We start from the raw sequence: 12,283 nt of genomic DNA, 5'->3' as shown, positions 1-12,283 counted from the left end.
CCGGTCGCGGCCCGCCGGCCCCAGGGCGGCGGGCCAATGCTTTCCTTCTTCCTCCCCGGTGGGAGCGGCAACCTCTCCGATGTTCGAATCGCTCAAGTCGCGCTTCATCCTGATCTTTGCGTTCGCGGCGCTGAGCGTCTGGACGCTGGTCCAGCAGGGTGTGCTTCTCGGCCTCGACCTCAGGGGCGGGACGCACCTGGCGGTCGAGATCCTGGATCCGACCAATGCGCTCTCGTCAGAGCAACGGGCGGACGCGATCGATCGCGCACTCCAGATCATCCGGACGCGCGTGGACGAGTTGGGGGTCGCCGAGCCCACCATTCAAAAGGCCGGGGATCAGCGCATCCTGATCGAGCTCCCCGGCGCGACTGCCGAGGACCAGCAGCGGGCGAAGGACGTCATCCAGCGCTCTGCTTTCCTCGAGTTCCGGATCGTCCGCCCCATCTCCGAGCTGCAGGATGTGCTGCCCCGGATCGACCGGTTCGTGGCGCAGAAGTACGGGACGGGCCCGGTGACCGCCGACAGCGCGGAAGCCGAGGCTGCCCCGGGAGGTATCGCCGGAATCTTCGAGCCGGGCGGGGAAGGGGCGGACAGCGCGGCCGGCGCCGCGGGCGACAGCGCGGCCGACGCCGCTGCCGAAGGTACGGCCGCGGAAGACACCGGCGCGCGTGCCAGCAGCGATACCGCCGCGTCGGCGAGGCCCTTCAGCTCGAAGCTGGCGGCGACGGGCGGGGGCGAGATGCTCGCCGTGGCGGTCGAGGATCTCCCTGCCATGGAGCGCTACCTCGCCGATCCCGAGGTGCAGGCGCTGCTCCCGCGCGGCACCGAGCTGGTGTTCGGCTATCCGCAAGCGCCTCCGGGTGAGGAGGAGCAGTTCCGACCGCTCTATCTGCTCGAGACCGAGCAGATGATGACCGGCGAGGAGCTGGAAGACGCGCAGGCACAGCGGGATCCGCAGTTCGGTTATCCGATCGTGACTTTCCAGCTCAGCCGGCGCGGAGGGCGCGCATTCGAGCGCGCGACCGGCGCGCACATTGGCGAGCAGATGGCCATCGTCCTCGACAACCGGGTGTTCAGCGCCCCGGTGATCCAGTCGCAGATCGGCACGAACGGCCAGATCGAGATGCAGGGGAGCACCATCGAGGAGGCGCGTGACCTCGCACTGGTGCTGCGGGCCGGCGCGCTGCCGGCGCCGATCACCATCGTGGAGGAGCGCAGCGTGGGTCCCTCGCTGGGTGCGGACTCCATCGAACAGGGGATGCTCGCCGGGGCGATCGGCATTGCGCTGGTCGTGATCATGATCGTCGGCTACTACCGTATCTCCGGCGTCATGGCGGTGCTGGCTCTGGCGCTGTACGTCCTCTACATGCTGGGCATCCTCTCCAGCCTCCGGGCGGCGCTCACCTTCCCGGGCATCGCCGGCATCGTGCTCTCCGTGGGTATGGCGGTGGACGCGAACGTGCTCATCTTCGAGCGAATACGGGAGGAGCTTGACATCGGCAGAAGTGTGCGGCCGGCGGTGAACGAGGGTTTCAAGAACGCCCTACCGGCCATCATCGACTCGAACCTGACGACACTGATCACCAGCCTGATCCTGTTCCAGTTCGGAGGGACGGGCCCGGTGCGCGGCTTCGCGGTGACGCTCGGCATCGGCATCGTCGCGTCCATGTTCACCGCGATCTTCGTGACGCGGACCTTCTTCATGCTATATCTGGAACGGCGCGGTACCTCCGCTCCCCTCAGCATCTGACCGGGCCACCTCATGCGCATCTTCGAGAACGCGAACTATCCGTTCCTGGCCTGGCGCCGCCGCGCTTACATCGTTTCCGCCGCCCTGCTCCTGGTCAGCATAGGCGCGATGGTGAGGAACGTGCTCGATCCCTCGCTCCGGTCCTGGGCCAACTACGGCGTGGACTTCACCGGCGGTACCATCGTCCAGGTGAGCTTCGCCAATCCGACGGACGTGGAGGACATCCGCGCGATCGAGGGGGCGGGTGACTGGGAGATCTACCGGTACGGCACCGGGGACGAGTTCATCATCCGCATGCCGACCTTCGCACAGGGCACTGAGCAGGACGCCTCGGAGGTCGTCAAGGCCACGCTGGACGCGGAGTTCGGCGAGAACGCGGCGACCGTCGTGCGGACCGAGGCGGTGGGGCCGAAGGTGGGGCAGGAGCTGCAGCGGAAGGCGCTGCTCGCCATCCTGCTCTCCCTCGGCGCTACGATGATCTACCTCGCCTACCGCTTCGAGTGGCGGTTCGGGCTGGCGGCGGTGATCGCGACCGCCCACGACGTGCTGCTCACGCTGGGTTACATCGCGCTCTTCCGCACCGAGGTGTCGCTCTCGACCGTAGCGGCAATGCTGACGGTCGTCGGCTACTCCCTGAACGACACCATCGTGGTCTTCGACCGGATCCGGGAGAACCTCCGTCTGCCGCATCGCGGGCAGACGCATACAGAGATCCTGAACCGGTCGGTCAACGAGACGCTCCCGCGGACGGTGCTCACCGGGCCGTCCGTCCTGGCGACCTTGCTTTCCCTCGCCTTCCTCGGCGGGCCGGTAATCCGGGACTTCGCCCTCGTCCTGATCGTCGGAACGGTGGTCGGAACCTTCTCGTCGATCTTCGTCGCCACCCCGATCCTGCACCTCGTGGAGCAGAAGTGGCCGCATCGCGAGAAGAAGATAGGTAGTTCGGCGTCGGCCTCGCGCCGGCAGTCGGCGACGGTCTGACCGACGCTCCCGACGTTACCTCCCGAGCCGTCGCGACGACCGCGGCGGCTCGTGCCGTATCGACCGGAGAAGCCAGCAAACGGATGATCGATTCCCACGCCCACCTGACCGACGAGCGCTTTGGCGACGACGTCAACGAAGTCATCGCCCGCGCCGGTGCCGCCGGGGTGGAAGTGATCGTCACGGTGGCTACCTCCACGGCCGATCTGCACCAGGCGATCGGCCTCGCGGAGCAGCACCCCGCGGTGTACGCGACCGCGGGGATCCATCCGCACTCCGCAGGCGAGTGCTCTGGTGACACGCTCGAGGAGGTGAGGAGGGCGGCTGCGCATCCGCGCGTCGTGGCGATCGGCGAGACCGGCCTCGACTTCCACTACGACTTCGCCCCACGGGCGGCGCAGATCGACTGCTTTCGCGCGCAGCTGCGGCTCGCGCGTGAGCTCGATCTCCCGGTGGTGGTCCACGCACGCGAGGCGGATGACGACGTCGCCCGCCTGATCACCGAAGCAGGGCCACAGGTGCGCGGGGTGCTGCACTGCTTCTCCAGCGGTGCGGCGCTGCTCGAGTGTGCCCTCGAGCTGGGCTGGTACGTCTCCTTTGCCGGGATGATCACCTTCAAGAAGTTCGATGCCGTCGACCTCCTGCGCCGGGTGCCGCTTGAGCGGCTGCTGGTGGAGACAGACAGCCCCTACCTCGCCCCCGTGCCATTTCGTGGCAAGCGAAACGAGCCGGCGTACGTCACGCGGGTGGTCGAGGTCGCGGCGGAGCTCCGGGGCGAGGAGCCCGCGCAGCTCGCCCGGGCCACGGCTCGAAATGCCCGGCTCTTCTATCGGATTCCCGACTGAACGGTTCAGCGATGGCTCGCAGAATCCGGATCCTGCCGGACAGCCTCGTCAACCAGATCGCCGCCGGCGAGGTGGTCGAGCGCCCGGCGTCGGTGGTGAAGGAGCTGGTAGAGAATGCGCTCGACGCGGACGCTACGCGCATCTCCATCGCCATCCGTAACGGCGGCAAGACCGAGATCCGGGTAGCCGACGATGGCTGCGGGATGAGTCGCGATGACGCGCTGCTCAGTCTTGACCGCCACGCAACCAGCAAGCTGGACGAGCGCGATGACCTGACCGCCATTCGCACCCTCGGCTTTCGGGGTGAAGCGCTGCCATCTATCGCCTCGGTGTCGCGGTTTACGATGGAGACTGCCGAGAGCGGCGCCGAGGGCACTCGCATCAGCGTGACCGCGGGACGCATCAGCGACGTCGCCGCTTGCGCCCGTCGGCGCGGCACCACCGTGGTGGTGCGCAGCCTGTTCCACAACGTGCCTGCGCGCGCGAAGTTCCTCCGTAGCTCCGCCGCGGAGGCTCGAGCGGTCAGCGAGGTGGTGACGACGCTGGCACTTGCCCACCCCGGCGTCGCTTTCGACCTGGAGTCGAACGGCAAGGAGCTTCTCTCCGTCGAGCCCACGGCCGATCTGCGGGTGCGCGTCGCCGCGCTATGGGGGGAGGAATACGCCGGCGAGCTTATTCCGGTCAGCGCCGTGACCGAGGCGGTCCGGGTGGACGGGCTGGTGCAGCGTCCCCGCAGCGCCACGCCGGGGGGACGCCGGGCATACCTGTACGTGAACGGACGCTCGTTCGCCGATCGAGCCCTCCTTCGGGCGGCCGATCGGGCCTATGTGACCACGATTGCCCCCGGATGCCGGCCGGCCCTGTTCCTCTTCCTCCACGTCGCTCCGGAGCGGGTCGACGTGAACGTCCACCCGACGAAGGCGGAGGTCCGCTTCCGCGAGCACGCCGCGGTGGAGGCCGCGGTTGAGGAGGCGGTGCGGGCAACGCTGCGCACGTTGGAGAGCTCGCCCACCCTCGGCCGTACAGGCCGGGTGGCAGAGACGCGGCCGCCGCGGGTGCCGACACCCGTCCCCGGCGCCGAAGAGCTGGCGCCGCGCGGCAGGGGCGAGGCGGCCCCCCAGATGAGCCTCTTCGTGGCTCCGGCGGTGGACCCCGCTGCGGGCGAGGCGTCGGGCGAGGACTCCTCTCAGGCCGGACCGCTGGAGAACGATCCGGGCGCCGTCCGCCCGATGCTCTGGCAGATTCACAATACCTATCTCCTGGCGGAGACTCGGTCCGGGCTGATCATCGTAGATCAGCATTCTGCGCACGAGCGCGTGCTGTACGAGGAGATCATGGCCAGCTTCGACGCGGGGGATCGTGAGTCGCAGCGGCTTCTCTTCCCGCTCACCCTGCGCCTCACCCCAGCCGAGCTGGCGTTGGTGGAAGAGCTGTCGGGCCTTCTCACTCGCATCGGGTTCGAGATCGAGCCCTTCGGCGGCAATACCATCATCGTGCACGCGGTGCCGCAGCCGCACCCCTACTTCGACGCGGAGCGCTGCCTCCGAGAGATGATCGCCGAGCTCACGGATGGGTCGCCCTTGGTCGACGCGGCGCGAAACCAGCACCAGCGGCTGGCGCTCACCTTCGCTTGCAAGGGGGCGATCAAGGCGGGACAGCGGCTCTCCCAGACGGAGATGAGCGAGCTCTTCGACCGCCTCTTCGCCACCGAGCTACCCTACCACGACATCCACGGTCGACCCACCATCATCCAGCTTCCCCTGGCGGAGATCCACAACCGCTTCCGGCGATGAGCGGCCCCGGGAGTCCGGCTGCGCTTGCCATCGTGGGCCCTACCGCCTCGGGCAAGACCGCGATCAGCATCGAGGTGGCCCGCCGTCTGGATGGTGAGGTCATCTCCATGGACTCCCGTCAGGTCTATCGCGGGATGGACATCGGCACGGCCAAGGCGACGCCCGAGCAGCGCACCGCGGTCCCCCACCACGGCCTCGATCTGGTCGATCCCGACGAACGCTTCAGTGCCGGAATGTTCGCCCGCCGTGCGCGCCGCTGGATCCAGGAGATCCGCGGGCGGCGCCGCGTGCCGATCCTGGTCGGGGGGACCGGATTCTTCCTCCGCGCCCTCACCAACCCTATCTTCCGCGAGCCCGATCTGGACCCGGAGCGCCGCGCGGCGCTGCGTCGCTTTCTGGAGCAACAGCCCACCGAGGAGCTGGAGCGATGGCTCTCCCGGCTCGATCCCGAGCTGGGGGAGCGATTTCGTGCGGGCACCGGGGGAGGCGGGAGGCAACGAATCCTGCGCGGCCTGGAAATGGCACTGCTCACCGGATTCCCGCTGAGCTGGTGGCAGCGGCACGGTGAACCCGAGGCGCCGCCGGTCCCGGTGCAGGTATTCGTGCTGAACCCGCCGCGGGAGCGGCTATTCGCCGCGATCGATGCGCGCGTCGACGAGATGCTGCGCCGGGGACTGCTCGAGGAGGTGCGAGCGCTGGCGGAGCGCGGCTACCACGGAAGGCACCCCGGGATGAACGCCACCGGCTACATCGAGCTGCTCCCGGTGCTGCGGGGCGAGAGGGATCTGGAGAGTGCCGCCGATCTCGTGCGTCGTAACACCCGGGCGTATGCGAAGCGGCAGCTCACCTGGCTGCGCCACCAGCTCCCGCCCGGGGCGGTGTGGCTCGACCCGCTCGAGCCCGGGAGCGATCCCGTCCAGCGGATCGTGGAGGGCTGGCTCGCCAGCCAGGAGCACGCAGGCAAAGAGCATGATCGGTACGGGAACCCGAACCAGGCCCGCTCCCGTGAGACCCAGGAAGGACGAGATCCGGTATGAAGATAGGGATCACCTGCTACCCCACATATGGCGGCTCGGGCGCCATTGCTACCGAGCTGGGGATCGAGCTGGCGGAGCGGGGGCACGAGGTACACTTCATCACCTACGCGCAGCCGTTCCGTCTGCCGCGCTTCATGGAGCGCGTCTACTTCCACGAGGTGGAGACGATCCGTTATCCGCTCTTCGAACACTCCTCCTACTCCCTCTCGCTGGCGGCGACCATGTACGAGGTCGCCATGCGCCGCGATCTCGACCTGCTCCACGTCCACTACGCGATCCCGCACTCGACCTCCGCCTGGATCGCGCAGCAGATGCTCCCGCCAGGGCATAGCCTGAAGATCATCACGACTCTGCACGGCACGGACATCACGATGCTCGGGCAGGAGCGGTCCTTCTGGGAACTGATGCGTTTCTCGATCGCCAAGTCGGACGGGATCACCGCGGTCTCGGAGTACCTCAAGCGCGAAACGGTCGACCGCTTCCACATTCCCTCCCGCGCGGTGGAGGTGATCCCGAACTTCATCGATCCGGCGGTCTACGATCGCGACCGCTATCCCTGCCGTCGCTCCGCCTTTCTGGCGGACGGGGAGAAGCTGCTGATCCACGTCTCGAACTTCCGTCCGGTAAAACGGGTGCGTGACGTGATCGCGATCTTCGAGCGGGTGCAGCGCCAGGTGCCGGCGAAGCTGCTGCTGGTGGGCGATGGCCCGGAGCGCACTGAAGCGGCCGCGGAAGCGGATCGCCTGGGGCTGGAGGACCGGGTGATCTTTCTGGGGAAGCAGGATACGGTGGCGGAGCTGCTCGCCTGTTCGGATCTCTTCCTGCTCCCCTCCGCCACCGAGTCGTTCGGGCTGGCGGCGCTGGAGGCGATGGCGAGCGGCACCCCCGTGGTCGCCACCGCGGTGGGCGGGCTGCCGGAGGTGGTGGAGGACGGCGTCACGGGCTTCCTCGCCCCCCTGGGAGATGTGGAGACGATGGCCGAAAAGGCGATCGAGATCCTGCGGGACGCCGAGCGCTGGTCGCAGATGAGCGCGGCTGCGCGCGCGGTCGCCACCGAGCGGTTCAGCGCAGAGCGGATCGTCCCGATTTACGAGCGGTTTTACGAGACGATCCTGCAGCGGAATGGTGAAACGAGAGTGCAGGGCGGGGTGGAGCATGGCTAACCGCGGATCGGCGACGCGAGCCTCGGCGGGAGGACCGGTGGGGAAGGTGCGCCGGTGATCGATCTCCTGCTCATCAAGGCGTTCATCCTGGGCATCGTCGAGGGAGCGACGGAGTTCATCCCCGTTTCCTCGACCGGCCATCTGATCATTGCGAGTGAGTGGCTGGACTGGAAAGGCGACCAGGCCGACGTCTTCATCGTCTTCATTCAGCTACCGGCCATCCTCGCCGTCGTGTGGCTGTACCGGAAGAAAATCTGGGAGGTGATCCGGACGCTGCCCTCGCGCTGGCAGAGCCGGCGGCTGGCATACAACCTGGTGCTGGGGACGCTTCCGGCCGTAGTCGTGGGGCTTCCCACCGACCGCTGGGTGGAGGAGCACCTCTACACGGTTCCCACCGTGGCCGCCGCGCTCATCGTCGGGGGATTGCTGATCTTCTGGATCGAAGCGAAGCACCATCGCAGCTTCGTGGAAAGCATCGATGACATTCCGATGCGCCTCGCGCTGGGCGTCGGGATGATCCAGGTGCTGGCGATGCTCTGGCCGGGCCTCTCCCGCTCTGCCGCAACCATCATGGGGGGACTCCTGCTCGGCCTCTCGCGCGTGGCGGCGACCGAATTCTCCTTCTTTCTGGCGATTCCCGCGATGGTCGGTGCGACCGCGGTGAAGCTGTGGGAGTACCGGGAGCTGATGACACCCGCCGACGTTCCCGTCTTCGCGGTGGGTGCCGTCGTCTCCTTTGTCTCGGCCCTGATCGCAATCCGGGCTCTGGTCGCCTTCGTGTCGCATCACAGCTTCCGCGGCTTCGCCTGGTACCGCATCGCCATCGGGGTGCTACTGCTGTTCGTCTTCTGGGGGCCGCTATGAAGCCGTACGCCATGCTCTCTACGCACGAGTTGGTCCTGGCGGCGCTCGCGGAGGACATCGGCGATGGCGACCGCACCACGCTGTGGACGGTTCCCGCGGGCGCCGTGGCGCAGGCGCGGATCGTGGCCAAGGCGCCCGGAGTGATCGCCGGGATCGAGGTCGCCCGTGAGGTCGTATGCGCCGTGGATAGATCCGTAGAAATGTCCCCCCAGGTGAAGGATGGAGATTCGGTTGAAGCTGGGGACCTGGTGATGACGCTGCATGGGTCCGCGCGCTCCCTTCTCTCCGCCGAGCGGGTGACGCTGAACTTCCTGCAGCGGCTCTCGGGGGTAGCCACCCTCACGCGGGAATACGTTCGGCGGGTCGAGGGCACCGGCGCGCGCATCCTCGATACGCGCAAGACCACCCCGGGAATGCGCCTCCTCGAGAAGGCGGCCGTCCGCGCCGGCGGCGGGACGAACCACCGGATCGGGTTGTTCGACATGGTCCTGATCAAGGAGAACCACATCGCGGCGGCGGGAGGGATTACCGCCGCCGTGGAAGCCGTGCGGGCGCAGAACCGGGAGGGGCTCCGGGTGGAGGTGGAGACCCGGAACCTGGAAGAAGTGGACGAGGCGCTGCGCGCCGGGGTAGACGTCATCCTTTTCGACAACATGCCCCTGGAGATGCTTCGCGAAGCGGTCGCACGCGTGCGAGCATCCGGCACCGGAACGCGGACGGAAGCCTCCGGCGGCGTCACTCTGGAGACGGTGGGCGCTATCGCTCGCACCGGGGTGGATTTGATCTCCGTGGGGGCGCTAACGCACTCGGCCCCTGCCCTGGACCTGTCCATGTTGATCGAGGGATGACGGACGAGCCCGCCGCCACATGGGAGGGGTGTGAGGCGGAAGCGCTGGCGGAGCGGTGGGGCGCACCGGCCGTGCACCTCTTCCGGCGGGTGGGATCGACCAACGACGTGGCTCGGGGGCTGGCGGCGGCCGGGTGCGAGCCGGGCACGGTGGTCATTGCCGAGGAGCAGGTGGCCGGGCGCGGCCGGGCGGGGCGTGTCTGGTCTTCTCCGTCCGGCCTCGGCCTCTGGTTCTCGGTGGTGGTGACCCCGCTGGACGCCGCCTCCACCGCGGTCCTCCCGCTACGGGTCGGGCTTGCCGTAGCTCAGGCGCTCGACCATTTCCTGCCGGGGGAAACGGTAGGCATCAAATGGCCCAACGACCTGGGGGTGGCCGGGCGGAAGCTGGGGGGCATCCTGTGCGAGGCCGCGTGGGAGGGGACAGTCCTGCGCGCGTTGGTGGCGGGCGTGGGGCTCAACGTACTTCACGCCGAGGGCGATTTTCCCCCAGAGCTGCGTCCGCTGGCGACCTCGCTGCGCCTCGCCGCGGAGTTGCCCCCGCAACGGCTCGACGTGGCCGACCGTGTGATCGCGGCGGTCGTTGCCACCGCCCGGCTGCCCGAGCCGCTGGACGTTGCGGGGCTGGCCAGACGGGACCAGTTGCGGGGGCGAGCGATCGCGGTCGCGGATCCGGCGACCCGGCGGGTCATCGTGGAAGGGGTGGCCGCCGGCATCCTCGCCGATGGATCCCTCCAGGTGCACGGCCCCTCCGGAACGCGGTCCGTGCGGTCGGGGACTGTGTGGCTGAAAGCTCGAGGTTGACGACTCCCGGCAGCGCACAACCCGAATCGTAGCCTGAGTCGACGGAGGGCGCTCATCGCTTGCTTCCATCCCCGGGCGACGCCACGTTTCCGGCCACAGCCGGTGTCGATCTGTCATCTTCCAGGACGAGAATGACGAGCACCATTTCCGCCGAGGTTCGCGTACCCGGCGATAAATCCCTGACGCACCGAGCCTTGATGTTCGCCGCCGCCGCGCGCGGCGAGAGCCGACTCTCCGGCCTGCTCGCGGGGGCGGATTGTCGGAGTACCGCGGCCGTATTGCGCGCCCTCGGCGTTTCCATCCCACCCCTCCCCGCGGACGGGGGTGAGCTGCGCATCAACTCCGTGGGGATCGAGGCGTGGCGGGCGCCAACCGAGATCCTCGATTGCGGAAACAGCGGCACCACGGTCCGCCTGATGATGGGGCTGCTCGCGGGGAGACCCTTCTGCGCCGCGCTCACGGGCGACGCTTCGCTGCGCTCGAGGCCGATGCGGCGGGTGACCGAGCCTCTGAGCCGGATGGGGGCGAGAGTGAGCGAACTGGGAGATCCGGATCGTCTGCCAGTGGAGCTCTGCGGGGGCGTCCTCCAGCCGCTCGCCCACCGCTCGCCAAAGGCGAGCGCACAGATCAAGAGCGCGGTCCTGCTTGCCGGCATCTCGGGTCGCGTTCCAGTGGAGGTCTGGGAGCCGGGGCTCTCGCGCGATCACACCGAGCGGATTCTCCGCTCGCTCGGCGTGAGCATCACGGGTGAGGCGCCGGCCGAGGGCGGCTGGCGGGTCAGCTTGGAGCCGCCCACCGGTCCGCTGCCCCCCCTGGAGATGGACGTGCCGGGCGATCCTTCCTCGGCTGCCTTCCTGATCTCCGTTGCGCTCCTTGCCCGGGACGGCGAGCTGCTCGTTCCGAACGTGGGGATCAACCCCACCCGGACCGGCTTCCTGACGGCGGTGGGGCGGATGGGAGGACGGGTGGAGGTACTCAACCAGCGCGAATCCGGCGGGGAACCGGTGGCGGACCTGCTGGCGCGACCGGCCCGCCTGCGGGGCATCGAGATAGGCGGGGACGAAGTGCCCAGCATGATCGACGAGCTGCCGGTGCTGGCCGCGCTGGCGGCCCGGTCAGAGGGGGAGACCATCGTTCGCGGCGCGGAGGAGCTGCGGGCGAAGGAGAGCGACCGCATCACTGCGGTGGTCGACAACCTGCGGGCGATCGGCGTGGAGGCGGAGGAGCTTCCGGATGGCTTCATAGTGCGCGGCAGCGACCGGCCTCTGAAGGGCCGGGTCCGCACCTACCACGACCACCGCATCGCCATGGCCTTCGGGGTGCTCGGGGCCTTACCCGGGGTGGAGCTGGAGATCGAGTCGCCGGAGATCGTGGACGTATCCTTCCCCGGCTTCTGGGAGACGGTGCGGGGGCTGGGAGGAAGACGGTCGTGAGCCGTCGAGAACGGGGGATCATCGTCGCCATCGACGGGCCGGCCGGCTCCGGCAAGAGCTCTACCGCCCGCGCGGTGGCGACGGAGCTGGGCTACCTGCACCTCGACTCCGGGGCCTTCTACCGGGCCCTCACCCTGGCGGCGCTGGAGGCCGGGATCTCTCCGGAGCGCTGGCCGAGTCTCGATGGCGACGATCTCCGCTCCCTGGGGGTGGAGTGGAAGGTGACCGATGACGGCATTCGCCTGCGCGTGCGCGGGCGCGACGTCACCTCCGATCTGCGCTCTCCCGAGGTGAACGCGCACGTCTCCGCCATGGCGGCTGTTCCAGCGGTACGAGATTGGCTGTTGGAGGCGCTCCGCGCGGTGGGCGAGGGTGGAGGGCTGGTGGCAGACGGCCGGGACATCGGCACGGTGGTCTTCCCCGATGCCGAGCTGAAGATCTTCCTCGTCTGCGATCCCGCGGAGCGTGCCCGGCGTCGCCTGCTCGAGCAGGGAGTGTCGGCTCCGAGCGCGGAGGAGATCGAGGGCGAGGCGGCTCGACTCGAGGAACGAGACCGGCTCGATTCCACGCGCGCCGTTGCACCGCTCCTGCGAGCCCCGGACGCCGTGCAGCTGGACACCACCAACCTCGATTTTCCCACGCAGGTTCGGGCGATCACCCGCCTCGCGCGCGACCGCCAGTCAGGTTGACACCCTCGTCACCGATGGGTACATTTGAACGTTTCTCTATGGAGGACCTGGTCTTCCACGTCCATCACCTCTCACCCATT

The 12,283-nt window shown here is 68.5% G+C and carries 11 protein-coding genes; all 11 read left to right on the top strand.

Features of this window, described 5'->3' with window-relative positions:
• Positions 1-79 precede the first annotated feature (79 nt).
• The 11 genes from secD to cmk all read left to right on the top strand — a co-directional run bounded on the left by secD (position 80) and on the right by cmk (position 12,203).
• Positions 80-1,750: a protein translocase subunit SecD gene (secD, locus tag VF167_13725; protein HEX6926475.1), complete on the top strand. Its 1,671-nt coding sequence runs from the start codon at positions 80-82 to the stop codon at positions 1,748-1,750.
• Between the two features lie 12 nt (positions 1,751-1,762).
• Positions 1,763-2,731: a protein translocase subunit SecF gene (secF, locus tag VF167_13720; protein ID HEX6926474.1), complete on the top strand. Its 969-nt coding sequence runs from the start codon at positions 1,763-1,765 to the stop codon at positions 2,729-2,731.
• Between the two features lie 83 nt (positions 2,732-2,814).
• Entirely contained in the window at positions 2,815-3,576 is a 762-nt protein-coding gene (locus VF167_13715; GenBank protein ID HEX6926473.1) for a TatD family hydrolase, read from the top strand.
• A gap of 11 nt (positions 3,577-3,587) precedes the next feature.
• On the top strand, positions 3,588-5,369 hold the full coding sequence (gene mutL / locus VF167_13710; GenBank protein ID HEX6926472.1) for a DNA mismatch repair endonuclease MutL: 1,782 nt from the start codon (positions 3,588-3,590) through the stop codon (positions 5,367-5,369).
• The gene (gene miaA, locus VF167_13705; protein ID HEX6926471.1) at positions 5,366-6,406 is read left to right on the top strand and encodes a tRNA (adenosine(37)-N6)-dimethylallyltransferase MiaA; all 1,041 of its coding nucleotides are present in this window, start codon (positions 5,366-5,368) and stop codon (positions 6,404-6,406) included. Before mutL ends, miaA begins: the two co-directional genes overlap by 4 nt.
• Complete coding sequence (gene bshA / locus VF167_13700) at positions 6,403-7,569, top strand: N-acetyl-alpha-D-glucosaminyl L-malate synthase BshA (GenBank protein HEX6926470.1); 1,167 nt, start codon at positions 6,403-6,405, stop codon at positions 7,567-7,569. Before miaA ends, bshA begins: the two co-directional genes overlap by 4 nt.
• Before the next feature lie 54 nt (positions 7,570-7,623).
• A complete protein-coding gene (locus tag VF167_13695; protein ID HEX6926469.1) occupies positions 7,624-8,433 on the top strand; it encodes an undecaprenyl-diphosphate phosphatase in 810 nt (269 codons plus the stop codon).
• Positions 8,430-9,281: a carboxylating nicotinate-nucleotide diphosphorylase gene (gene nadC / locus VF167_13690; protein HEX6926468.1), complete on the top strand. Its 852-nt coding sequence runs from the start codon at positions 8,430-8,432 to the stop codon at positions 9,279-9,281. Before VF167_13695 ends, nadC begins: the two co-directional genes overlap by 4 nt.
• Positions 9,278-10,081 (top strand): biotin--[acetyl-CoA-carboxylase] ligase, encoded by an 804-nt coding sequence (locus VF167_13685; protein ID HEX6926467.1) that lies wholly within the window; start codon positions 9,278-9,280, stop codon positions 10,079-10,081. The genes nadC and VF167_13685 overlap by 4 nt, the downstream gene beginning before the upstream one ends.
• A gap of 131 nt (positions 10,082-10,212) precedes the next feature.
• Positions 10,213-11,514 carry a 3-phosphoshikimate 1-carboxyvinyltransferase gene (gene aroA / locus VF167_13680; GenBank protein ID HEX6926466.1) on the top strand — a complete coding sequence of 434 codons (1,302 nt, stop codon included), beginning with the start codon at positions 10,213-10,215 and terminating at the stop codon, positions 11,512-11,514.
• Entirely contained in the window at positions 11,511-12,203 is a 693-nt protein-coding gene (gene cmk, locus VF167_13675) for a (d)CMP kinase (protein HEX6926465.1), read from the top strand. The genes aroA and cmk overlap by 4 nt, the downstream gene beginning before the upstream one ends.
• The last annotated feature ends 80 nt before the right edge of the window (positions 12,204-12,283 follow it).

It is taken from the genome of Longimicrobiaceae bacterium, assembly GCA_036375715.1.
Taxonomy (GTDB): Bacteria; Gemmatimonadota; Gemmatimonadetes; order Longimicrobiales; family Longimicrobiaceae; genus DASVBS01.
This window is presented reverse-complemented; position numbering and strand designations above follow the sequence as displayed.

What these genes read in the sequence shown, in the direction of transcription:
- aroA (HEX6926466.1), top strand. Translation starts at nt 10,213, where the DNA reads ATGACGAGCACCATTTCCGCCGAGGTTCGCGTACCCGGCGATAAATCC.
- VF167_13685 (HEX6926467.1), top strand. Translation starts at nt 9,278, where the DNA reads ATGACGGACGAGCCCGCCGCCACATGGGAGGGGTGTGAGGCGGAAGCG.
- bshA (HEX6926470.1), top strand. Translation starts at nt 6,403, where the DNA reads ATGAAGATAGGGATCACCTGCTACCCCACATATGGCGGCTCGGGCGCC.
- secD (HEX6926475.1), top strand. Translation starts at nt 80, where the DNA reads ATGTTCGAATCGCTCAAGTCGCGCTTCATCCTGATCTTTGCGTTCGCG.
- miaA (HEX6926471.1), top strand. Translation starts at nt 5,366, where the DNA reads ATGAGCGGCCCCGGGAGTCCGGCTGCGCTTGCCATCGTGGGCCCTACC.
- VF167_13715 (HEX6926473.1), top strand. Translation starts at nt 2,815, where the DNA reads ATGATCGATTCCCACGCCCACCTGACCGACGAGCGCTTTGGCGACGAC.
- nadC (HEX6926468.1), top strand. Translation starts at nt 8,430, where the DNA reads ATGAAGCCGTACGCCATGCTCTCTACGCACGAGTTGGTCCTGGCGGCG.
- secF (HEX6926474.1), top strand. Translation starts at nt 1,763, where the DNA reads ATGCGCATCTTCGAGAACGCGAACTATCCGTTCCTGGCCTGGCGCCGC.
- mutL (HEX6926472.1), top strand. Translation starts at nt 3,588, where the DNA reads ATGGCTCGCAGAATCCGGATCCTGCCGGACAGCCTCGTCAACCAGATC.